At 52.7% G+C, this 21,570-nt stretch carries 24 protein-coding genes; 14 read left to right on the top strand and 10 right to left on the bottom strand.

Annotation, left to right across the window (positions count from 1 at the left end):
• Positions 1 to 178 precede the first annotated feature (178 nt).
• Positions 179 to 580: a MucR family transcriptional regulator gene (locus H6868_08515; protein MCB9989355.1), complete on the top strand. Its 402-nt coding sequence runs from the start codon at positions 179 to 181 to the stop codon at positions 578 to 580.
• Positions 581 to 584: 4 nt separating this feature from the next.
• Here the strand turns inward: H6868_08515 and H6868_08510 are convergent, their stop codons facing one another.
• Genes H6868_08510 through H6868_08500 form a run of 3 tightly spaced genes read right to left on the bottom strand, consistent with a single transcriptional unit; the run spans position 585 to position 2,139 of the window.
• Positions 585 to 1,388 carry a pyrroline-5-carboxylate reductase gene (locus H6868_08510; protein MCB9989354.1) on the bottom strand — a complete coding sequence of 268 codons (804 nt, stop codon included), beginning with the start codon at positions 1,386 to 1,388 and terminating at the stop codon, positions 585 to 587.
• Between the two features lie 4 nt (positions 1,389 to 1,392).
• Positions 1,393 to 1,896: a YbjN domain-containing protein gene (locus tag H6868_08505; protein MCB9989353.1), complete on the bottom strand. Its 504-nt coding sequence runs from the start codon at positions 1,894 to 1,896 to the stop codon at positions 1,393 to 1,395.
• Positions 1,897 to 1,914: 18 nt separating this feature from the next.
• Positions 1,915 to 2,139, bottom strand: a complete 225-nt coding sequence (locus tag H6868_08500) for an accessory factor UbiK family protein (GenBank protein MCB9989352.1) — start codon at positions 2,137 to 2,139, stop codon at positions 1,915 to 1,917.
• A gap of 149 nt (positions 2,140 to 2,288) precedes the next feature.
• On the opposite strand from H6868_08500, the gene H6868_08495 reads away from it, so the two are divergent.
• From H6868_08495 to pgeF, 3 genes are read left to right on the top strand one after another with little or no spacing between them, the layout of a single operon-like run.
• The gene (locus H6868_08495) at positions 2,289 to 3,095 is read left to right on the top strand and encodes a prolipoprotein diacylglyceryl transferase (GenBank protein ID MCB9989351.1); all 807 of its coding nucleotides are present in this window, start codon (positions 2,289 to 2,291) and stop codon (positions 3,093 to 3,095) included.
• A complete protein-coding gene (locus H6868_08490) occupies positions 3,088 to 4,128 on the top strand; it encodes an SAM-dependent methyltransferase (protein ID MCB9989350.1) in 1,041 nt (346 codons plus the stop codon). The genes H6868_08495 and H6868_08490 overlap by 8 nt, the downstream gene beginning before the upstream one ends.
• A gap of 26 nt (positions 4,129 to 4,154) precedes the next feature.
• A complete protein-coding gene (pgeF, locus tag H6868_08485; GenBank protein ID MCB9989349.1) occupies positions 4,155 to 4,904 on the top strand; it encodes a peptidoglycan editing factor PgeF in 750 nt (249 codons plus the stop codon).
• On the opposite strand, the gene H6868_08480 is transcribed toward pgeF, so the two are convergent.
• A complete protein-coding gene (locus H6868_08480; protein ID MCB9989348.1) occupies positions 4,901 to 5,197 on the bottom strand; it encodes a hypothetical protein in 297 nt (98 codons plus the stop codon). The genes pgeF and H6868_08480 overlap by 4 nt on opposite strands.
• A gap of 222 nt (positions 5,198 to 5,419) precedes the next feature.
• Complete coding sequence (locus H6868_08475; protein MCB9989347.1) at positions 5,420 to 5,767, bottom strand: hypothetical protein; 348 nt, start codon at positions 5,765 to 5,767, stop codon at positions 5,420 to 5,422.
• 194 nt (positions 5,768 to 5,961) lie between these two features.
• Between H6868_08475 and H6868_08470 the strand changes: the two genes are divergently transcribed.
• The 7 genes from H6868_08470 (at position 5,962) to add (ending at position 11,249) form a co-directional block, all read left to right on the top strand.
• On the top strand, positions 5,962 to 6,894 hold the full coding sequence (locus H6868_08470; GenBank protein MCB9989346.1) for a ribose-phosphate pyrophosphokinase: 933 nt from the start codon (positions 5,962 to 5,964) through the stop codon (positions 6,892 to 6,894).
• 97 nt (positions 6,895 to 6,991) lie between these two features.
• The gene (locus H6868_08465) at positions 6,992 to 7,300 is read left to right on the top strand and encodes a hypothetical protein (GenBank protein MCB9989345.1); all 309 of its coding nucleotides are present in this window, start codon (positions 6,992 to 6,994) and stop codon (positions 7,298 to 7,300) included.
• Positions 7,301 to 7,445: 145 nt separating this feature from the next.
• The gene (locus H6868_08460; GenBank protein ID MCB9989344.1) at positions 7,446 to 8,114 is read left to right on the top strand and encodes a 50S ribosomal protein L25/general stress protein Ctc; all 669 of its coding nucleotides are present in this window, start codon (positions 7,446 to 7,448) and stop codon (positions 8,112 to 8,114) included.
• Between the two features lie 115 nt (positions 8,115 to 8,229).
• Entirely contained in the window at positions 8,230 to 8,805 is a 576-nt protein-coding gene (locus H6868_08455) for an aminoacyl-tRNA hydrolase (protein MCB9989343.1), read from the top strand.
• Between the two features lie 3 nt (positions 8,806 to 8,808).
• Positions 8,809 to 9,912 (top strand): redox-regulated ATPase YchF, encoded by a 1,104-nt coding sequence (ychF, locus tag H6868_08450; protein MCB9989342.1) that lies wholly within the window; start codon positions 8,809 to 8,811, stop codon positions 9,910 to 9,912.
• A 12-nt stretch (positions 9,913 to 9,924) separates the two neighbouring features.
• Positions 9,925 to 10,311 (top strand): hypothetical protein, encoded by a 387-nt coding sequence (locus H6868_08445; GenBank protein ID MCB9989341.1) that lies wholly within the window; start codon positions 9,925 to 9,927, stop codon positions 10,309 to 10,311.
• Positions 10,308 to 11,249 (top strand): adenosine deaminase, encoded by a 942-nt coding sequence (gene add, locus H6868_08440; GenBank protein MCB9989340.1) that lies wholly within the window; start codon positions 10,308 to 10,310, stop codon positions 11,247 to 11,249. Before H6868_08445 ends, add begins: the two co-directional genes overlap by 4 nt.
• 2 nt (positions 11,250 to 11,251) lie before the next feature.
• Here the strand turns inward: add and H6868_08435 are convergent, their stop codons facing one another.
• The 3 genes from H6868_08435 to H6868_08425 form a co-directional block, all read right to left on the bottom strand.
• Entirely contained in the window at positions 11,252 to 13,111 is a 1,860-nt protein-coding gene (locus H6868_08435) for a hypothetical protein (GenBank protein ID MCB9989339.1), read from the bottom strand.
• 149 nt (positions 13,112 to 13,260) lie between these two features.
• On the bottom strand, positions 13,261 to 14,262 hold the full coding sequence (locus tag H6868_08430) for a hypothetical protein (protein MCB9989338.1): 1,002 nt from the start codon (positions 14,260 to 14,262) through the stop codon (positions 13,261 to 13,263).
• A gap of 241 nt (positions 14,263 to 14,503) precedes the next feature.
• Complete coding sequence (locus H6868_08425; protein ID MCB9989337.1) at positions 14,504 to 15,376, bottom strand: branched-chain amino acid aminotransferase; 873 nt, start codon at positions 15,374 to 15,376, stop codon at positions 14,504 to 14,506.
• A 100-nt stretch (positions 15,377 to 15,476) separates the two neighbouring features.
• Here H6868_08425 and H6868_08420 point away from each other — a divergent pair, with 100 nt between their 5' ends.
• Positions 15,477 to 16,190, top strand: coding sequence for a response regulator (locus tag H6868_08420; protein MCB9989336.1), 714 nt, complete (start codon positions 15,477 to 15,479; stop codon positions 16,188 to 16,190).
• On the top strand, positions 16,187 to 17,542 hold the full coding sequence (locus H6868_08415; protein ID MCB9989335.1) for a HAMP domain-containing protein: 1,356 nt from the start codon (positions 16,187 to 16,189) through the stop codon (positions 17,540 to 17,542). The genes H6868_08420 and H6868_08415 overlap by 4 nt, the downstream gene beginning before the upstream one ends.
• A gap of 74 nt (positions 17,543 to 17,616) precedes the next feature.
• Here H6868_08415 and phaP read toward each other — a convergent pair whose 3' ends face one another.
• Positions 17,617 to 18,060 carry a TIGR01841 family phasin gene (gene phaP, locus H6868_08410; protein ID MCB9989334.1) on the bottom strand — a complete coding sequence of 148 codons (444 nt, stop codon included), beginning with the start codon at positions 18,058 to 18,060 and terminating at the stop codon, positions 17,617 to 17,619.
• 322 nt (positions 18,061 to 18,382) lie between these two features.
• Here phaP and H6868_08405 point away from each other — a divergent pair, with 322 nt between their 5' ends.
• Positions 18,383 to 20,956: a PAS domain-containing sensor histidine kinase gene (locus H6868_08405; protein MCB9989333.1), complete on the top strand. Its 2,574-nt coding sequence runs from the start codon at positions 18,383 to 18,385 to the stop codon at positions 20,954 to 20,956.
• Here the strand turns inward: H6868_08405 and H6868_08400 are convergent.
• Positions 20,953 to 21,570, bottom strand: a complete 618-nt coding sequence (locus H6868_08400; GenBank protein ID MCB9989332.1) for a regulatory protein RecX — start codon at positions 21,568 to 21,570, stop codon at positions 20,953 to 20,955. The two genes, H6868_08405 and H6868_08400, sit on opposite strands and share 4 nt — an antisense overlap.

Raw genomic sequence — 21,570 nt, 5'->3', positions numbered from 1 at the left:
TTTCGTATTACTTTCTACGAGGGTAGTTAAACGCACAACTTTTAATAGAGCGGGTGTGTGTTCCATGTAAAAATTTAAAAATTACTTGCAATTCTTCTGTGTGGTGGTTAGTAAGACTTAAACCCGCTTAAGGTTATGTATAAAAGTATTAGAAAAAACTAAAGGATATGGACTCAAAATGACGGAACAAATCGAGCATAAAGATCTGATGGTTCTGACGACGGATATCGTCGCTGCTCATGTGGCAAACAATACGGTTCCAACGGAAGACCTTCCGGCTGTTATTCAAAGAGTATACAAGGCGATGGCGTCTTTGGGCGGCGAGAATGCCGGGCAACTTGATCGTCCGCAGCCTGCGGTGCCGGTCAAACGGTCGGTGATGCCGGATTACATTGTTTGCCTGGAAGACGGCAAGAAGCTGAAAATGCTGAAACGCCATTTGAAAACGGCTTACGGTCTGAGCCCGGAAGATTACCGGGAGCGCTGGGGCTTGCCGGCGGATTACCCGATGGTGGCACCGAACTATGCCAAGAAGCGTAGTAAGTTGGCCAAGGATATTGGTTTAGGGACCAAGTCCTAAGGGATTATTTTGCCAGTTCGCGGCTGCGTTTGGTGGCCGCGCTCAGGGCTTCATCGAACAGGGCTTGCAGCTCTCCGTTCATCAGGATTTTTAACGCAGCCTCGGTGGTGCCACCGGGGCTGGTTACGTTCCGGCGCAGGGTTTCCGGCGCTGTGGTTTCTTCGCTGGCGGCCAGAGCGGCGCTGCCGATGACGGTCTGGCGTGCGAGTGGCGTGGCGATCTCAGGCGGCAGGCCCGCTTTTTCTCCGGCTTCGGCCAGTATTTCCATCAGTAAAAAGACGTAGGCCGGGCCGCTGCCGGACAGGGCTGTGACGGCATCCATCAAATTTTCATCCGCGAGCCAAACGACTTTTCCAACGGCCTCCAGCAGTTGCGAGGCCGTTTCCTTTTGCTTGTCCGTGGCATGGTCGTTGGCAACGGCGGTGCTTATGCCTTGTGCGATGGCTGCCGGGGTGTTGGGCATCACGCGAATGATGGGCTGGGTATCCGAAAAATAAGCTTCGAACCGGGCAATCGTCTGGCCGGCGGCAATCGAAAGAACGAGGGTATTTGGCCCGATGGTGCCTTTTAGGGACGCACAGACAGCGCTCATGATCTGCGGTTTGACAGCAAGAACGAGGATATCCGGTGTTGTGAGATCGGCGGCTTCTGTGACGGCTTTGACTTGGGGCGCGCTCGAAAACTCACCGGGCAGGCCGCCGGGTTCAAGGACTGTTATGGTGCCGTCCATATCAGCCGCCAGCCAGCCACGCAAAAGGGCGCTGCCCATTTTTCCGCAGCCAACCAAAGCAATAGAGGGAATGGACATGGCGCTAGGCCCGTCCTTCGTTTTCGCTGAGCGCCAGTTTCAAGAGGGCGTCATCCATATGCAGGGATTGCGACAGCAGCGAAAAAGCCGTGTGGTAGCGTTCACATTCGGCCAGCGCAATGTCGATCAGGTCTTGAATGTGGTCGGCGCCGGAGCTGTGCGTCCAGCCGCGGAACAGGCTGGTATGCCGGAAACAGGGCGCCAGGTTATCGTCGCTGATGTCAAAATGGCCAAGCCACAGGCGTTCGTTGATGGATTGCAGCAGGCGCGCCACGGTTTCATTGTGTTTGCCGGGAACAGACATGTCGCATTCGCAGAAAAACTGCATGGCGCTGAATTCTTCCTGCCAGACGAATGTCATTTGATAGGTCGATGTCTTGCCGGATACCTGCACGGACAATTCATCATCGCAGGCGCGGGTAAAAACCCAGTCCTGTGCGTGTAATACGTCTTCGACACTGTCCAGCGGATTGCTGACGTCTTCAAATATCTCAAAGCTTTCGCTCATGACGGGTTCCCGTGTTGTTTATTTCTTTTTCGTTTTGCCTGATTCCAGTGCGTCCAGCCGTTTTTCAAGGGCGCTCTGGGTTTCCCGCAGCTTGGCGATCATAGCTAAGGCTTGATCGAGATCTTCGCGCGGGACAAGATCCAAACGGGCCGCCAGATTGTCGAAGTGGCTGGCGATTTCTTCCCGGATTTGTTGACGAAGGCCGCCGGCGATGCTCATTGCGCCGCCCGCCATTTGTGCCAAGTCGTCAAATATTTTTCCCTGCGGTTTCATAAGCGGGAGTCAATAGCAGGAGTCTTTCTGCGGTGCAAGATGGGGTTTGAAAAAGTTTGGTAGATATCCAAAGCTTTGATATAAGGCCGTTGAAAACACTCACAGCAGAAAGACAAAAAATGGCTCTTTCCTTTCCTGATATTGACCCTGTGGCCGTGGCGTTAGGGCCGCTGGAAATTCGCTGGTATGCGTTGGCTTATCTGGCGGGATTCCTGATGGGGTGGCGTTATGCTCTTTATATAGCCGGGCTGACCGGCAAGGGAATCAGCCGCGAAGATGTTGACGATTTTTTACCGTGGGCGATTTTAGGCGTGATCCTCGGCGGGCGGATTGGCTATGTCCTGTTTTACCAGTTTGACCTGTATCTGGATCATCCGCTGGAGATACTCAAGATATGGCACGGTGGCATGTCGTTTCATGGCGGGGCGAGCGGGGTGATCGCCGCGATGATTGCTTATAGCTTTGCGCGCAAGCTGCCGCTTTTGCACTTTACCGACATGATTTGCTGTGTGGTGCCGATTGGCCTGTTTTTTGGCCGGCTGGCCAATTTTGTGAATGCCGAGCTGTATGGCCGGGTGACCGCTGTGCCGTGGGGGATTATCTTTCCCGGCGGCGGGGATTTGCCGCGTCACCCCAGCCAGCTATATGAAGCACTGCTGGAGGGGTTGGTTTTAACGGCGGTTATGGCTGTGCTGCTGCACAGGCCCGCTATTCGTGAAAAGGCCGGGTTGTTGTCGGGCGTGTTTTTGATTGGTTATGCGTTGTCGCGCTTTACGGTCGAATTTTTCCGCGAACCGGACCCCCAGATCGGCTATCTGGCCGGTTATTTCACGATGGGGCAGCTTTTGAGCCTGCCGATGTTGCTGGGGGGATTGCTCCTGATTTTTCTGGCTGTGCGACGGCAGCCTGTTCCGGCCCATGACTGATCTGACCGCACATATTAAAAACCAGATTGGCCAGCACGGTCCTATGGATGTCGGCACGTTTATGGGGCTGGCGGTTTCGCATTATTACGCCAGCCGCGACCCGCTGGGGCGGGGCGGCGATTTCACCACCGCACCGGAAATCTCGCAAATGTTCGGGGAGATGCTGGGGGTATGGGTGGCCGATACATGGCATAAGCTGGGGCGACCCAAGCCTTTTGTGCTGTTGGAATGCGGGCCGGGGCGCGGGACGCTGATGGCGGATGTGCTGCGGACGTTGTGCGCTGTACCGGATTGCCTGAGCGCCGCGCGGGTTGTCCTGATGGAGAACAGCCTGGCGTTGCGCCAAAAACAAAAAGAGGCGCTGACCGGGTATGAGGTGCAGTGGATTGAAACTCTGGATGAACTTGAGGCGGATAAGCCCCTTATATTGCTGGCCAATGAGTTTCTCGATGCCTTGCCGGTGCGGCAGGCGCAATTTGATGGAGAGGTTTGGCGGGAGCGGGTCGTGGGTCTGGAGGCCGACCAACCGGTTTTCGGGCTGGGCGCGCCGGTGACGACCCCGCCGCCGTTTCCCTGTCGGGAGGGGAATATCTTCGAATTCTCACCGGTGCGAGAGTCGTTTGTCCGTAATGTCGGAGATTTTTTAAAGGAACCGGGCGGCGCGGCACTGTTTATTGATTACGGCCATGACCGGAGCGGGGTGGGGGATACGCTGCAGGCGGTCAAAGATCACGGATATTGTGACGTGCTGGACCAGATCGGCGAAGCGGACATGACCAGTCATGTTGATTTTGGCGCGCTGGCGCGGGTGGCGGGCGTTGATGTGCGCGGACCTGTCGGGCAAGGGGCGTTTCTGGAGCGGCTGGGGATGGCCGAGAGAGCAAATAGTCTGATGGCTGCGGGGGGCTTGCCGGAGCGGCAGGTGGAAATCCGGACGGCTTATGATCGTTTATGCGCACCGGACCATATGGGAGAGTTGTTCCGCGTGATGGCTTTGTGCCATGATGCGGATGTTGAATTGGCCGGGTTTTAGACATGTATATTAAAGACAAAAATTTTATGCCGGATAATCCCACCGTTAAACACGGGTTTTTCGGGCGGCAGGGCGGCGTGGGCACCGGGCTTTATGACAGCCTGAACGTGCATCCCAAGGCGGCGGACGATCCTGCCGCGATCCGGGAAAATCGGCGGTTGATTAAGGACGCTCTGGGGGCTGAAACATTACTGACCGTTGACCAGTGCCACAGTGCCGATTGTGTGGTTGTTAGCGCTCCTTGGGAAATGGAGGCGTCCCCGGCGGCGGATGCTCTGGTGACGGATAAGGCCGGGATTGCGATCGGGGTGATGACGGCGGATTGTGCGCCGGTGTTGTTTGTTGGGACTAAAGCGGATGGAAGTCCGGTGATCGGCGCGGCCCATGCCGGGTGGCAGGGCGCTTTGAAGGGTGTGATCGAGGAAACCGTAAAGGCGATGATTGATTTGGGCGCTGTGCCGGAAAGCCTGCGGGCGGCGATTGGTCCCTGTATCCAGCAGGCGTCTTATGAAGTGGATGGCGATTTTATCAAGCCGTTCTGGGGCCAAGACCCGGAGAACGAGCATTTCTTTAAGTCCGCCCGTAAAGACGGGCATTATATGTTCGATCTATCCGGATACGTGGCGCGGCGGCTGGCCGCAGCCGGGGTGCCGCAGGTGAGCATTTCTTCGCACGATACCTATGCTGAGGAAACCGATTACTTCAGTTATCGCCGGGCAACACACCAGAGTGAGCCCGATTACGGACGACAACTGAGCGGGATTGCTATTCTCTAGACCGGTGAGCGTCTGAAGTTGCCGGCGCTCGGTGTTCCAGCCGGGGCGTATGCGCGGCTGTTTCCTGTGTCGTCGGTAACGATTTGCCCGGCGCAGGGGCCGTCGTTGCCATACGAGTTATAGGGGCGGTCATCAACCCATCCAAAAGCTTTGTTTCGCTCTCCAAATTGGGCTTGGTATTCATCAGTTAAATTTCTGACCTTTCCCCCCGCGGCTTTATATTGTTCAACAGCCAGCCTCATTTGATCGGCGAGTTTTGCTTTTTCTCTGGGAATTGTTTGTCCAATGCTCATAATTTGCACTCTCTATGCCTGTTCATTACGAGAGATAAGATATATTTATTGTTATGTAAAGTCAAGTTTACTGTGGTAGGGAGATATAACTCGCTTCCTCAGTTTTTAATCACTTTCCACATGATACGTGTGCCGCGGAAGAAAGTATTTCGACTATCGCCGGGCGACCCACCGGGGCGCGCCGGATTACGGGCGGCAACTGAGCGGGATTGTTGTTTTCTTTTAAGGATTCATCACCATCAAATGTGCGAGACGGCCTGTGTAAAAGACGATTGGTTTTTGTCTATTGTGCTGCAAGTAGGTGATTTCTGGTGTCGGTTGTTCTTCGCCTTCACAGAGTGGGGGAAACTCTTCTTTCGCATAGGAAAGTGCATCTAAATATGCGGTTTTGAGGTCTTTGGCTCCTTTGTCCGCATTTAATTCCTTCATTTCAAAGCCGACGGTGATTTTTCTTTGCGCTCCGGTAGATGTTGCCTTCGCTTGAATAACGATATCACTCTTAGCCAATTTTTCTTGGACTATGTGTCTAGTCATTGCGAGCATAAGCGTATTGTAGTGCGCGTCATCCATGTTTTTTCTCTTCGTGTATGGGGTGTTTGTATCGGGAATATGTATATAGTCGGTTTCCGTTCTATGTCAAACTCTATGTTGGAATTATTTTATGACTTATTAGAAAAGCTGTTGATTTTCCGGTCAGATTTTTTATAGTCGGCGCATACGCTGGCACGGCTTAATAAACAATAACAAGATAAGGCAGAACCGATATGAAATTGATTGCGGGAAACTCCAACCGGGCGCTGGCCGAAGCCATTTCCGCCTATCTGAAAACGCCGCTGACCAAGGCCAGTATTCACCGTTTCTCCGATATGGAAGTCTTTGCCGAAATCCTGGAAAATGTCCGGGGGATGGATACATTTGTGATCCAGTCCACGTCTTACCCGGCGAACGACAATCTTATGGAACTGCTGATTACGATTGATGCGCTGCGCCGTGGGTCGGCGCGCCGGATTACGGCGGTGATCCCTTATTTCGGGTATGCGCGGCAGGACCGGAAAACCGGTGGCCGGACGCCGATCTCGGCCAAGCTGGTCGCGAACCTGATTACTGCAGCCGGGGCGGACCGGGTTTTGACGCTGGAACTTCATGCAGGGCAGATTCAAGGCTTTTTCGACATCCCGGTTGATAATCTGATTGTCGGGCCGGTCTTTACACCGGAAATCAAAAAGAATTTCAAGGATGATGATCTGGTGATTGTATCCCCGGATGTCGGCGGGGTGGTCCGGGCGCGGTCCTTGGCCAAACGGCTGGAGGCTGATCTGGCGATTATCGACAAGCGCCGGGAAAAAGCCGGGGTTTCCGAGGTTATGAACGTGATTGGGGATGTGAAGGGCAAAGTCTGTATCCTGGTTGATGATATCGTCGATTCCGGCGGTACGCTTTGTAATGCAGCGGCGGCGCTGAAAGAAAACGGTGCGACGAAAGTTCATTCCTATGTGGTGCATGGGGTGTTATCCGGTGGCGCCGTGGCGCGGGTTTCCGCGTCGCCGCTTGAAAAGCTGGTGATTACGGATTCGATCGCGGCGACCGAGGCTGTGCGCGTGTCCCAGACGATTGAGCAGCTCTCTGTTGCGCCGCTGATTGGTGAGGCGATTTTGAGCATTGCCGAGGAACGCTCTGTTTCTGCACTTTTTAAGTAAATAAGGCGTCAATGCCCTTGCTGATTTAAAAAGAGCCTTATTTTTTTATTTTATGTAAAAAGCGTGCCGCTGATTAAATAATTATAGTGGTGTGTTTATGAGTATTTCACGTGATCTTGGGACGATTTTTACCGGAGCGATGTTTGGTTCCGGAGGTGCAGGCGTCGGCAGTTCTTTATATTATGGCGGCCTGCAAGGTGACATGAAAGCCGGTGTTGCTGCTTTGGCTTTTACTGCTGTGGCTGTTGTTTTAACAGGTTCGGGAGCTACGACTGCGCTTGCGACGGCCCGTAGCGGGCAGGGCTTCCGTCAGGATTGTTGCCTTATGGAAAATATTGCTGTTGCTGTCGGGGGTACTGGCGGCGCGGTCGCGATGATTAGTCTTGTGTCGATGCTGCCCAAATAGCGGCAGGGCGCGGGTCAGAGTTTTTCCTGATTTTCGGCATATTTTCCTTGCGTTTTGTGACGCAATTCCCTATTGATCTGTGTCATCTGGCACCGCACCCCTGGAGGCGGCGCCTGTTTTTAACGACTATATGAAGGAAAATGCTATGTCCAAAAACTTTGCTTTGAAAGCGGAGAAACGGGAACGAGCCGGTAAGGGGATTGCTCGTGCGGTACGCCGTGAAGGGAAAATTCCCGGCGTTATCTACGGCGACCACAAGGAGCCCGTTGTTATCTCTATGCCTGAGAAAGAGCTGACGCTTGAGTACCATAAAGGCCACATGTTTACCAATCTGTGCGATATGGATGTGAGTGGTGAAAAACACACCGTTCTGGCCCGTGATGTACAGTTGCACCCGGTTACTGACCGCATGATGCATGTTGATTTTCTGCGCGTGACGCCGAAAACCAAACTGAACGTCATGATTCCGGTTCACTTCGTCGGGCAAGAAGAATGCCCGGGCCTGAAAGAAAAGGGCGTGCTGAACGTTGTTCGCCACGAAGTCGAAATGACTGTTCAGGCTGTGAATATTCCCGAGAATATTGAAATTAGCCTGGCCGGGTTCGAAATCGGCGATTCCATTAAAATCAGTGCCGCAACGTTGCCGGAAGGCTCGAAGCCGGCGATTACCGACCGTGACTTCACGATCGCCACGATTGCCGCACCGAAAACGGCTGCTGCGATTGAGGAAGAGGAAGCGGCTGAAGCTTCTGCTGAAGCGGCGGCTGAAGCTTCTGCTGAGGCAGCGGCTTCTGAGGAAGCGGCCGAAGAATAATCGGCGCTCTTATCTGTTTTTGAAAAGTGGCGGGAAGGTTATTCTTCTTGCCACTTTTCTTTTGCGCCCTTATTAGTGTTTCATGTTGAATTTGTTCAAAAAACGGGATGGCGATATGTGGTTGTTGGCCGGACTGGGAAATCCCGGCGATAAATATGCAGGCAACCGTCATAATGTCGGATTTATGGCGGTGGACGGGATTGCCGATGAATACGGTTTCCCGGCCTTTCGTTCCAAATTTCAGGGCCAGATGGCCGAAGGCGTGATCGCCGGGCATAAGGTGGTGATTTTGAAGCCACAGACCTATATGAATAATTCCGGGCAGTCGGTGGCGGCGGCGGCTAAATTTTACAAAATCCCGCCTGCGCGTATTATCGTGTTTCATGACGAACTGGATTTGCCGAATGGTAAAATGAAAGTTAAAAAAGGCGGGGGTGCCGCAGGGCATAATGGCTTAAAGTCCATAGATAGCCATTTGAATAACAAGGATTATTGGCGCATTCGGTTGGGGATTGGGCATCCGGGCGACCGGGAAAAAGTCCATGGTTATGTTCTGGGTGATTTTTCCAAAACGGACCGTGCCGGAATCAATGAATTATTGGCGGCTGTCGTTGGGTTTATACCGCTTATGCTGGATGAAAAAGACTCTGATTTCATGAGCCGTGTGGCTTTGCAGACAAAGGAAGGATAAAAAATGGGGTTTAATTGCGGGATTGTAGGATTGCCGAATGTTGGAAAATCCACTCTTTTCAACGCCTTGACGGCGACGGCTGCGGCGCAGGCTGCGAATTTTCCGTTTTGCACGATCGAGCCGAATGTCGGTCGGGTGGCGGTGCCGGATGAACGGCTGGACACGATTGCTTCGCTGGGACATTCGGCCAAAATCGTGCCGACGCAGCTGGAGTTTGTCGATATTGCCGGGCTGGTGAAGGGCGCATCAAAGGGGGAAGGGCTGGGCAACCAATTTCTGGCCAATATCCGGGAAACCGATGCGATTATTCACGTTTTACGCTGTTTCGAAGACGGTAATATTACCCATGTTGAGGGCAGTGTTGATCCGATCCGCGATGCTGAGACGATCGAGACCGAGCTGATGATTGCCGACATGGAAAGTCTGGGCAAACAGATTGACAATATCGCGCGCAAGGCCAAGTCCGGGGACAAGGATATCAAGGCCCAGCATGAATTGATGCTGCGGATCAAGGCGGCTCTGGATGACGGAAAGCCGGCACGGAGCGTCACGCCGGATAATGAAGATGAAGCGAGGGCCTATAAAACGCTGGGGCTGATGACGGCCAAACCGATCCTGTATGTTTGTAACGTGTCCGAGGACGATGCAGCGAACGGCAATGACTGGACGAAAAAGGTCGCCGATATGGCGGCGGCGCAAGGATCGCAAACAGTGATTATCTGCGCCGCGATCGAGGCCGAGATTGCCCAGCTTGACAGTGATGAGGAAAAATCCGAATTCCTTGAAACGATGGGTTTGTCGGAGCCGGGGCTGAACAAGATCATCCGGGCGGGGTACAAGTTGCTTAATCTGGAGACTTATTTTACCTGTGGTCCGAAGGAGGCGCGGGCCTGGACGGTACGGGTCGGGGCGAAGGCTCCGGAAGCTGCCGGGGTTATCCATACCGATTTCCAGAAAGGCTTTATCCGCGCCGAAGTAATCGGCTATGATGATTATATTGCCTGTAACGGCGAGCATGGCGCCAAAGAAGCCGGGAAGATGCGTCAGGAAGGCAAGGAATATGTGGTGCAAGACGGGGATGTGATATTATTCCGGTTTAATGTGTAGCATGAGACGCCCATGGATGATGTCGATGTAATGCATATTTTTGAGAGAGTTGTTTCCGGGATAGAGACAGCGCTTAGCTTGTCGCAGGAACCCTATCACAGGAAACAGGCTGCGGGTACGTATACCCAGGTTTTCAGGGATTTGAGTGACGTTCTGATTACAGAAGGCGTGCAATCGGCAGGCGTATTTCGAGAGCTTGATAAACGTTTTTCTCTGGGGAGCCTCCTAGAGCTCTGTGCCTTGAAAAGCGAATTTGATCGTGTGTGCTCGGAGGCCGGTTATAAATCATTTCTGATCGATTCAAAGTACGGTTTCATGAAAAGCGCGGCTGTTATTATTCCCATTGAAGAGCGCTGGGCGCATATGAAGCGGACGTATGGCAAGGTGGATATTAAATGACGTCTGTTTCCAAGGCTGAGCTGCATGTGCATATTGAAGGGACTTTGACGGCAGCGAAGGCGCTGGAGGTTGCGCGGCGTAACGGTATTGACCTGCCGGCGCGGTTGTTCACGGCGGATGAAACTGACTATGCGTGGCAGGGATTCGAGGATTTTATCCATACCTATGATGCCGTGGCGGCGTGTTTGCGGACGGCGGATGATTACCGTGATATTACGGCGGACTACCTGATCCGCAGCGCGGCGGAGGGCTGCGTTTATGCGGAGCTTCATATCGCGCCGACCCTGATTTCCCAGATGAGTCATGAAGATTATCTGGCGGGGCTGAGCGCCGGGATTGATGAGGCACGCGTCAAAACCGGGATCGATGCCCGGATGGTGGCGACGATCGTCCGGCATCAGGATACGCCCGAAGCGGCTGAGGCGCTGGCGCGCTACTATGCTCAAAATCCGCATCCTTATGTGACGGGTTTCGGGATTGCCGGGATCGAAAAAGAGGACGATATTTTCAGCTTTGCCAAGGCGTTTCAGATAGCCCACGAGGAATCCGGGCTGGGGCTGACGGCGCATGCCGGGGAGTATTGCGGGGCGGTTTGTGTGAAGAATACGCTGGAAGCGGTGCCGCATTTGACGCGGATCGGGCATGGCATTCGTTCGATAGAGGATGAAGGCGTGCTGGAGATGCTGAAAGAGCGCGGGATTGTGCTGGAAGTTTGTCCGACCAGTAACGTATCGACCGGGGTTGTCAAAACGATGGCCGATCACCCGTTGTCGCGCCTGATGGCTGCCGGGGTCAAGGTAACGCTGGCCAGTGACGACCCGCCGTTCTTTCACACCTCTATTGGGGGCGAGTACGGGATTGTCCAGAAACAATTTGGTTTGAATGATGCGTCGTTGCAGGACATAACGGATACGGCGCTGGCGGCGGCGTTCCGGTAAGATTACAGGCCCAGCTTTGCTGTCTGGATGGCGGCGTCTTTGTCTGTATCGTAATCGCTGGCATCTTTTTCGATGCGGATGGTCAGAACGCTTTCCTTTCCGGCCAGTTCGGATTGCCGTGGCTGATCGGCGGCTTTGCTGAAATCCGGAGCGACGCAGAGTTCGTTGTCTGTCAGGTCCAGACCGCCGGAGGCGCTCAGGCGGGATTGGTCGGCCTTCATCCGGTCCAGAACATCCTTGTTGATGTAAGAGGGCAGGTCGGCTTCGTCGACATCCCCGTTCAGGTATCCTTTGATTTTATCGCTATCCTCTGTGGCCATTCTTTCGGCGGCTAATTTAGCGTCTTCTTCGGGTTTTACGAAGGTTTCGACGTAGAGATCTTTGGCGACTTCCAGCCCGTCGACAATTTCGTCGCCGAAGGGGGCCGAGCGGGCGGCAGCGTCAAGGTTGGCACGGGTGGCTTCGATATCACCTTTTCTGTAAGCTTCAATGGCGTCCGCGAGTTTATCGTTATCGACCGGGGAAATAGCTTGTGCACCAGCCTTTACGGCTGCTTCGGCATCGCCGGTTTTGCTTAGTGTGTAAATAGCGGCACCCGTGGCAACAACAGGCGCTATCAGTCTTCCGGTGGCGCGGCTGAAGGAGCCCAGTTTACCGCCAAGTTTAGGGGTGTCGGGCGCTTCGGCCTTGATCGATGGGCGACCTTTGGGGGCATCGGCGTTGCTTCCGGATTTAATGCCGGGTTTTTCTTTTACATCGACGCCGCCTTTGCCCTCGCGGTTTTTCAGGTAATGGTAACCGGCGGCGCCCGCGGCGGCGACCCCTGCGCCTGCGGCTAGCGGATCCCACGGAATATCGCTACCGTCTTCAGTCGGTGCGTTTTGTCCCTGCGGGCCGGCGGTATATTGCGCGGCGAAGTCCTGATCGTGTTTGAGCATCAGGAGCATCCGTTCCCGGCCTGTTTCGTAATTGTACATTCCCTTGTCGGCGGCTTCGGCGTTGTCCGTCAAGTACATCAGGTGATTGGCCCGGCGCATCATCATCTCGGCCGATCCACCCATCCGCCATGTCAGGGCGGCGCCTTTGGTTTCGTCCATTTGCATGTGTGCCAATTCCGGTGTTTTGGCAACCATGTCGTTGAATTTTTCGGCGCGGATGCTGGCTTCCATATGGCTTTTGGGTTTGACGTCAACATCGGGGAAACCTTGTGCGTCCAGCTCGGCACGTTCTTCGGCGGCCAGTTTTGCAATTTCTGCCGGTGTGACTTCGATCGATTCATACTGGACGATGGTTTCACGCAGTTCTTCCAGATCCTTGAATTTTTCGGTGAAAGCCGGATCCTTAGTTTCGCGGAGTTTTTGCCGTTCATCAGCGGGGATGGCGGCGTATTCTTCCAGATGTTTGTGGAATTCCTGTGCTTCGGGATCGCCTTTGGCTGCGCGTTTGCCGACCATTTCATCCTTGGCGTATTTGGTGATGTAGTAATCGGCGATCTGTTCCGGTGTCGGGTTGGCGTTGGCTGCCGGGGCTGCCGACGGGCTGCCGCCCAGCGCATATTGCGAACGGGTGTTGATAATGGAATGTTCCCACAGGGCCGCGACATTCGGGTCCTGAACGGCGGGAAGCTGTTGTTCCATGAACGCCATGCGTGCATAGGCCAGCATCATGACCAGATTGTCCGGGTCGGCGGCCTGCATTTTCGGGTGATCGGCGGTGAATTTTTTGGCAAATTGTTCAGACGGGCTTGTCACGGATACATCATCATCAGGAAGCTCGCCCGTGCCGGAGCCTAGATCGGTTTTTGTGTAACCGAGCCGTTTCAAGAGAATTTTTAGTTCGTCTTTCGGCGGTGTTGTTGCCATGAGCCCTCTGTTTTAAACGCTTTTTTCCGTACCCTATATTTAAAGCAAAAAGGTTAAGGTCTCGTTAATTTGTCTAAAATTGTATCTATACGGGCAGAGCAAAGGCCGCGCGGGGCGGCCTTTTGTCGTTTGTTATGCTGTGTTCCTTATCAGGGCGCCATGGAGTCCGGCGTGGCGTTCCAGACATTGACGTTTTTGTCGTCCAGCGAGTCCGGTGCTTTCGGAGCTTCCTGTGCGATGCCCGGTTTACCATCGCCGTCAAAGCCGCCTTGGTCCAGCGTGGAGCCGTAAGCCTCCGAGAGCAGGCCGCGGCCCGCATTTTTATCTGCGATGTCGTCTAAAAAGTCGCCTGCAGATTTTGTGATCGTAATCACGATGCCCGGCTCTCCGGCGACTTCCGGTTCTTGCTGGCCGGAGATGACATTTTCATAGTAATCGGAGATGTCCTTCGTCGCGGCGATCAATTCAGGGCTTTCCCTGTAGGCGGCCGCTACTTTGGCTTCCTCCAGCAGGTCAGGCGTAACATCGGCCTCTGTGATATTGTCGCGGCCCAGAAGTTCCTTGATCCCGGCCAGTGTTTTGGCGCCAAGATCGCCGTCAATCGCATCTTTGCCTGTGCGCTCGACACCGCTTCTTGTCGTGTAGCTGATATCAATGTTTTGCTCGACGAGAAGTTCCTGCATTTTTCTGACTAACTCAACCGAGGCCGCCGGAGATACTTCGGCCTTGATCGGTGTCATTTTAACGGGTGCCGGTTCAGTGGCGGCATATGTTTGTGCGCCAGTTTGCTCGACCGGTTTTGTTTCGGCGACTTCGGGTGCCCGCTCTTTTAAATGATAGGATGCTTGCGGAATGGAGACTTCGCCGTTATCCAATACAGTGTCTTCGCCCCGTTCCCAGTTGTCGGGATTGGCGGCGTAGGCGGCCTCGTTCGCGGCGTCCTTGGCAACTTCGACAACGGTTTCCGCTGCTCCGGATACGGCGCCCGCAACGCTTTTGAAGGCACTTTTGAGGCCGTCAAAGACATTTGAACCTTCGTAAGACATGTCGTTTTGAGCATTGCCGAGATTCACATCGTATGTGGTTTGCTCAAAGCCTAATGCTTCATTGTAGACTGTCCCGGTTTTTTCAAAAATCTTTTTGTCAGCCATGTCATTGCCCTCTTTGTGTTCTGTAAACTTATGGCAAATTTTAAACAGAGAAGGTTAACGGCGGGTTAATAAAATATATTTTACATAATAAAAAATCAGGGGCCGGGATAACAGAGCGATATAACGGCAGAGTGGGCGGAGCATAACAGCGGAGCATAACGGTGAGGTACACAGCGGAGCACAATAAGGGGTGGGGTGTCCCGCCCCCCTTACTTACACTGTTTTTCCGGTCTTTCGGCTTTTAGGAGCGGACCAAGGCTTGATAGGCGTCCTGCAGCTGTTTTGTAATTGGTCCTGTTGCCTGAATTTTGTGATTGTCAATCTGGCGGGCGGCAACTATCTCGGCAGCCGTGCCGGTCAGAAAGATTTCGTCGGCTTTTACGAGTTCTTCCGGGGTGATGGTGGTTTCCTGCGTTGGGATATCAAGTTTTTTGGCTAGACCCAGTACCGTTTGCCGGGTTATGCCATTCAGGAAACAATCGGGTTTTGGCGTTTTTATCACGCCATTATAAACAGCAAAAAGATTGGCGGCACTGGCTTCGGCAACATTACCGTTCAGGTCGAGCATCAGCGCGTCATCAAAGCCGGCAGCTGTGGCTTCTTCCTTGGCCATGGTGCCAACAGCGTAAATTCCGGCGGCTTTGCTTTGCAGCGGGAAAGATCGGGGGTCCATACGCCGCCATGTTGACGTTTTCAGGGAAACACCTTCGACGTCGCCTTCTTTGGGTTTTAGATAACTGGGCCAGTACCAGGCGGCGATAGCGACGTGGACATCGCTTTGGTCAGCGGCCAATCCCATGATTTTCGAGCCGCGCCAGACAAACGGACGGATATAGCAGTCTGTCAAATCGTTGGCCTTTACTGTATCAATCGTGGCCTGTTCGATCTGCTCGACACTGAAAGGCGTTTTGATGCATATCAATTTTGCCGATTGGATCAAGCGTTCTGTGTGCTCTCGCAGTTTGAATATCTTGCCATCATAGGCGCGCAGCCCTTCGAATACACAGCCGCCATAATGCATGCCATGTGTCAGGGTGTGCATTTTTGCCTCTCTCCAAGGCCGCATTTCGCCATCCATCCAGATAAAACCGTCGCGATCGTCATAAGGCAGCATGTTTTTACTCGATATCCTTATATTTGTTTCATTGGTTCGTATATTTATTCTATGTTAGATAACAGGGAACAAGAGCAACGGTAAAGTGAAAAACAGAGAGATGGAACAGGCCGTCAGCAAAAATCTGGATTATCTGCCTCATGTGCTGATTATTGACGACGATGACCGGATCAGGCAGCTGGTTACGCGTTTTCTTCAGGATCAGGGCTTTTTTGTCGTTTCCGCTTCACGGGCGGGGGAAGCCCGCGCTGTGCTGGAATACCTGTCGTTTGACGTGATGGTCGTTGATATTATGATGCCGGGGGAAACCGGGCTGTCTTTTGTACAGTCGTTACGGGAAAAGGGATGTGATGTTCCCGTACTATTTTTAACGGCGCTCGGTGAAGCCGGGGACCGGATTTCCGGGTTCGAGGCAGGGGGGGACGATTATCTGTCAAAACCGTTTGAGCCGCGGGAGCTGGTGTTGCGGTTGCAGGCCATTTTACGCCGCCGGCCGCCCGTAGAAGATAATCTGCCGCTTTTTGCTATCGGCGGGCGGCGCTATGATGCCGATCATAATGAATTGCGGAGTGGTGATGACGTCATCCGTCTGACAACGGTCGAAGGAAATCTGATCCGGGCGCTGGCGATGCGGGCCGGAGAAGTCGTCGGCCGCGAAGATCTCGCCGCGCTGTGTGGTATGGATGCGGCAGGCCGGACGATCGACGTTCAGGTTACGCGCCTGCGCCGCAAGCTGGAGGAGGACGTTAAGGCGCCGCGTTATCTTCAAACCGTTCGCGGTAAGGGGTATTTGCTGCGGATCGAGGAAATATGAGCATCTCGATTAAACAATTCCTGCCGCGTAGCTTGCTGGGGCGGTCTTTGCTTATTTTGGTCACGCCGATCTTATTGATCCAGATTATCACGACGTATATTTTCTTTGACCGGCACTGGAACCGGATGTCGGGGCGTATTGCTTTTGCAGTGGCCGGCGAGATTGCCGTGATCGCCGATTATATCGAGCAAGGGCCGGGCGACCAGCCGATACCGTTTGGCGCTGTGTCAGCCTATGCGGCCCAGCACCTCGATTTTTTGGTCAGTTACGAAGAAGGTGCGCATATTGCCCCGCAACCTCAGGAGCTGCGTTTGGGGGCTAATATCGCCCAGCAGGCCAAGCAGACAGTTTTGTACGATTTCCTGGCGCAGGCTTTGGAAAAACAGGTCCGGCGGCCTTACCAGATCAGTATTGATATGGATGAAAAATGGATTGAGGTCAGTCTGCAGCTCAATGACGGCGTTTTGCGGGTGTCGTTGCCGCAACGGCGGATGTTTTCGTCCTCGGGCTATATATTCCTTATATGGATGTTTGGCGTGTCGATGTTGCTGCTGGTCGTAGCGGTTTTGTTTATGCGCAATCAGGTCCGGCCGATCCGAAGGCTGGCGATTGCTGCTGAACGGATGGGGAAGGGGCGCAATATCCCGCCCTCTTTCAAACCGGAAGGCGCGCGCGAAGTGCGGCAGGCGGCGCAGGCCTTTCTGGATATGCAAGAACGTATCCGGCGGCAGGTGAGCCAGAGGACAGCAATGCTGGCCGGTGTGTCGCATGATTTGCGGACGCCGCTGACCCGGATGAAGTTACAGCTGGCGATGATGGGGAATAGCCCAGATGTTGACGGAATGAAAAGCGATATCGCCCATATGGAGCGCATGATCGGCGCGTATCTTGATTTTGCGCGCGGGGAAGGCGGCGAAGTTTCGGAGCGGATTGATCTGGCGGAACTGGTTGAGCGGGTTGCCGATAACGCTCGGCGGGCCGGTGTAACTATTGAGCACAAAAATCAGGGCGATCTTTTTGTCTTTTTAAAACCGGTGGCATTCGAGAGATGTCTGGGCAATGTTGTGAGTAATGCCGGGAAGTACGGCCATCATGTCTGGCTGACGGCAAGCCGGCAGGATGACCGCATACGGGTTGTTGTTGATGATGACGGTCCCGGTATTCCGGCGGAAAAACGTGAAGAGGTGTTTCGTCCTTTCTTTCGTCTGGATGAATCGCGTAACCCGGATATGGGCGGCGTCGGGTTGGGGCTGCCGATTGCCCAGGACATTGTGCATGCTCATGGCGGTGAAATCGAATTGTCTGACAGTCCTCATGGTGGTTTACGGGTTACGATTGACGTGCCGGTATAAAGGCCTGATGCGGCCGTCAACAAAAAAGCCCTTTCCGATGAAAGGGCTTTTTAAATGTATCTTGTAAGAAAAAATCAGGCCGCTTTTTTAGTTTTTTTCGTAACGGATTCCTGAATTTCGTTCAGGGAGGCGCTGATGCGTTTATTGATAATATCGGCGGTTTGCATGTTTGATTTTTCAATCATGTTTGCCAGTTCCTGCAGGCCGGATATGGAACTTTCGTAAGTGTTTTTGAGGATCTCGGTTTGCCGGGCAATCTTTTGTTCTGGTGTTCCTTCGGAAAGCATTTCACGGGCCATGTTGGACTGGGCTTCCGCGATTTTTACCATCAATGCATTTTGTTGTTGTGCCGTGGTCTGGATGTTTTTCGTGGCGCTCTGGTTGGCTTGTGCCAAGGCTTCCATGTTTTTACGCTGGCTTTCCATCAATGACTCCAGATCGAACGGCATGGAGGTCGATTGCGGGAAATTCTTCATAAAATCGAAGTTTAAAAACTGACTGAAATCGCTGGGCTTCATGATCTTGTTCCTTACAAAAAAACAATTATTGTGCTATGCACAACAAATAGGATTTTTTATTTTGGTTGTCAAGCGTCATTGCATATCCGGGTAACGCGGTAAACCCAGCGGAAAAGTTTGTTTTGCTTGTTTTAGGGGTTTTTTAACTATCCGCAGGCAAAGTGTAGAAAAAGGTGTGCGAAGACTCACCGAATTTTTTGTGGGCAATAAACGGGACGTATAAGTTAAAAGCATGGTGACTTCCCCTACGCAAAAGAATGCTAACGACGCAATTAATGCGTCCGGGAAAAGAAGGTTTCTTGCGGGAAATCTTGCCCAGTTTATGGTGTTTTTTAACGGGCTGTTACTGACGGTTGTTGCCTTTCTTGTTCTCCAGATTTTTATCCAGAAAATTGTATCGGAAGATGCCGCAACGGTTGTGAATGATGCCGAGCGCTATGTCAGAAAAAATATAGACGAGTTACAGGAAAGTTTTGAAGTGGTTCGTCTTTTGGTCGAGATATCCAGCGACGACAACAGGCGGGCTGTTTTGGATAAAGCCCCTGTATCGGTGTCGCATGCCGAAAAGTTTTCTCATCTCTGGCTGGTTAAGCGTCAGGGGGATGAGGAGTGGAAGATTGATGATATTTTTAAAAATGATGAAAACGGTTCGGACTTTGATTTTATCTCTGATGCCTCGCAACAGAGCCTTATACAATATGTTTATGCCGAGATAAAATCAGAGCCGCGCCGTTTGCATGTTTTTACTCATTTGCCGTCATCAGGGTTCCAGCATTATTACGATAAGCCGTTGATGAAAGGAAAGCCCGTGTTGATGGCGCAATCCTTATCGCGTTCCGGCCATCCGGATGCGATGATGGTTGCTGTCTTCCAGATACAAAAAGTACTGGGGGATGACTGGCTTTTGGATAGAAGTGATTTGTCTCACCTGAGTTTCTTCGATGTCAGCGCCGGGCAGACGTTCTTTTATATGACGCATGAGAATTACAACACGCCTGTGCCGCAGGATAAAACGGATGTATACGAGGCCGGGGTTGAATTCGGAACAGCTAACTGGCGTGTTTTGATGAAGAAAACCAGCAAAAGCCATGTACTGTTTCTGGAGCGGATTCCGTGGATTATGTTTTTGTTCGGCATTACGCTGACATTGATCGGGACGCTTTATGTGCGCAACAATCAAAAGCAATCGTTCCGCTTATCCCTTATGAACAGGGCACTGGCGCAGAAAAATTATGAATTGAACAATGAGATTTCCGAACGGGAACGTCTGAACCAGATGGTGCGCAAGGCGGAAATGGAATACCGCACAATTATCAATGCGGTCAGCGATATTATTTTTGAAACGGACCAAACGGGCGCGATAGTATTTCTGAACGAAACATGGAAATCCGTTACGGGATATAATGTAAACCACGCTTTGGGGCGCAGCATTTTTGATTTTATCAACCCGAAAGACCAGGATGAAAAAAGAAAGGCTTTTGGCTTGATGCTGTCGGGCGAGCAATCCGGTTTTATAGCCTATACCAGCCTTTTGACATCGGATGGTACGTATCGTTCTGTTGAATTAAGTATGTCCGTCATGCAGCATGAGGGGAGCGGCAACGTCCGTGTTGTCGGTACGTTTGTCGATATTGAAGAGCGGAAGCGTGCCGAGCGTGCCTTGATGGAGGCGGAGAAAAAGTACCGGGCGATTGTTGAGAATGCTGCAGGCGGAATTTTTCAGGTTACGCTGGAAGGGCAGTTTTTAAGCATTAACCCGGCGATGGCCCGTATTCTGGGGTATAAAAATCCGGCAGAATTGTTGCGCGAAATCAAGAATGTTCACAATGATATTTATGTCGACAAGAAAGAACGGGCGCGTTATTTGCGCGAACTGGAGAATAAAGGCGAGATCAGAAATTTCGAGCTGCAGGCCTTGCGCTATGACGGCCAAAAGATATGGGTTAATGAAAATGCACGGGCCGTGAAGGATAATAGCGGCAATGTCCTGTATATCGAGGGCAGCATGGAAGATATTACCCAGCGCAAGGAAGCGGAAATCAAGTTGAAGGATGCCAAGATACAATCCGATATGGCGAACCGGGCCAAGTCTGAATTTTTGGCCAATATGAGTCATGAATTGCGGACGCCGCTGAACTCGATTATCGGGTTTTCGGAGATTATCAAGAACGAGGTTCTGGGGAAAATCGAACAACGGCAATACTGGGAATATTCTCAGGATATTTATAATAGCGGGCAGCGCTTGTTGAAAATTATCAACGAAATCCTCGATATTTCCCGTATTGATGCCGGAGAACGCCAGATTCAGGAAGGCGTGGTCGATCTTGATAAGCTGGTGGCTTCGTGTATCGGCTTTACCATGCATAAGAGCGGCACCCGCCATGCCCCGATCGTTAATTTGCTGGACGGTAAAACGGTTCAGGTGATTGGCGAAGCGCTGGCGATCAAACAGATTGTCCTGAACTTGCTTTCGAATGCCGTTAAGTATACGCCGGAGGACGGCCGGATTACCCTGAGCTATGAAATTGACCGCGAGGGCGCTTTGCGTCTGTCGATCAGTGATACGGGTGTGGGGATGGATCAGGATGATATCGCCAAGGCTTTGTCTCCGTTTGGGCAGGTGGCAACCGATTTGAGCCGGTCGGATTCAGGCGCGGGTCTTGGTTTGACTTTGGTGCAGTCCCTGATTGATTTGCACGGCGGCCGGCTGGAGTTGTTTTCCCAGAAGGGGATCGGCACGACGGCAACGGTTGTGTTCCCGTCTAAACGGGTTGTTGTTGAACGGGAAAAACCGGAGGCTGATGCTGACAAAGGTGATGCAGAGGTGACGGATGGTGGTTCGGACATCCAGGTCAAGCCTGCCCCCAGTGAAGGCCCCAGCAAGGAAATACATTAAAGCCTGTCGGCCTGATAGGCTTCGGCGTCTTCCTGACTCATATCAATCACTGTTTTTGCGATATCATAGCTAAAGCCGCTCCGGGCCAGTGCCGCCAGTTCCTTGTCACGGGATTTGTTTTTATCGTGCGGCCGGTCAGCCGGGCGGTATGGCCCGATCCTTTTCCGGCGGGTCATGCGTATGGCGGCTTCTATTTCGCTGTTGTTAGATGTTTCACCGTCGATCTGGGCCAGCATATGGCGGATCAGGTCGCGGGGGAGGCCTTTGGCCTGCAGGCGCATTTCAATGGCGCGGGCGGCCATGCCCCGGCGGCGCAGGGAGGTCACCATGCCGCGGGCATAGCTTTCATCGTTTAAAAGTCCCAGATCGGTGAATTTTAACACCAGATTCCCCAGCATTTCCCGGCATTGATCCGGATCCTGATCCGTGTGCCATCGGCAGGATTTCTGGATTTTTCGGTTCATGACAGCGGTGAAATGGGCGCTGGAGGCCGGGAATCGCTCCAGATAGTGAAGGCCGGCATTGTACAGATAGCTCTCCGTGATTTTTTTGGGTGCTTTAGGTACCCTTTTTTGAGCGGCAGGATGCTTGCTATTGTTCGTTTGGTCGTTCAC

The sequence above is a fragment of the Rhodospirillales bacterium genome (assembly GCA_020638175.1).
GTDB lineage: Bacteria > Pseudomonadota > Alphaproteobacteria > Micavibrionales > Micavibrionaceae > JACKJA01.
The sequence above is the reverse complement of the archived record's forward strand: the minus strand, read 5'-3'. Positions and strand labels throughout refer to the sequence as shown.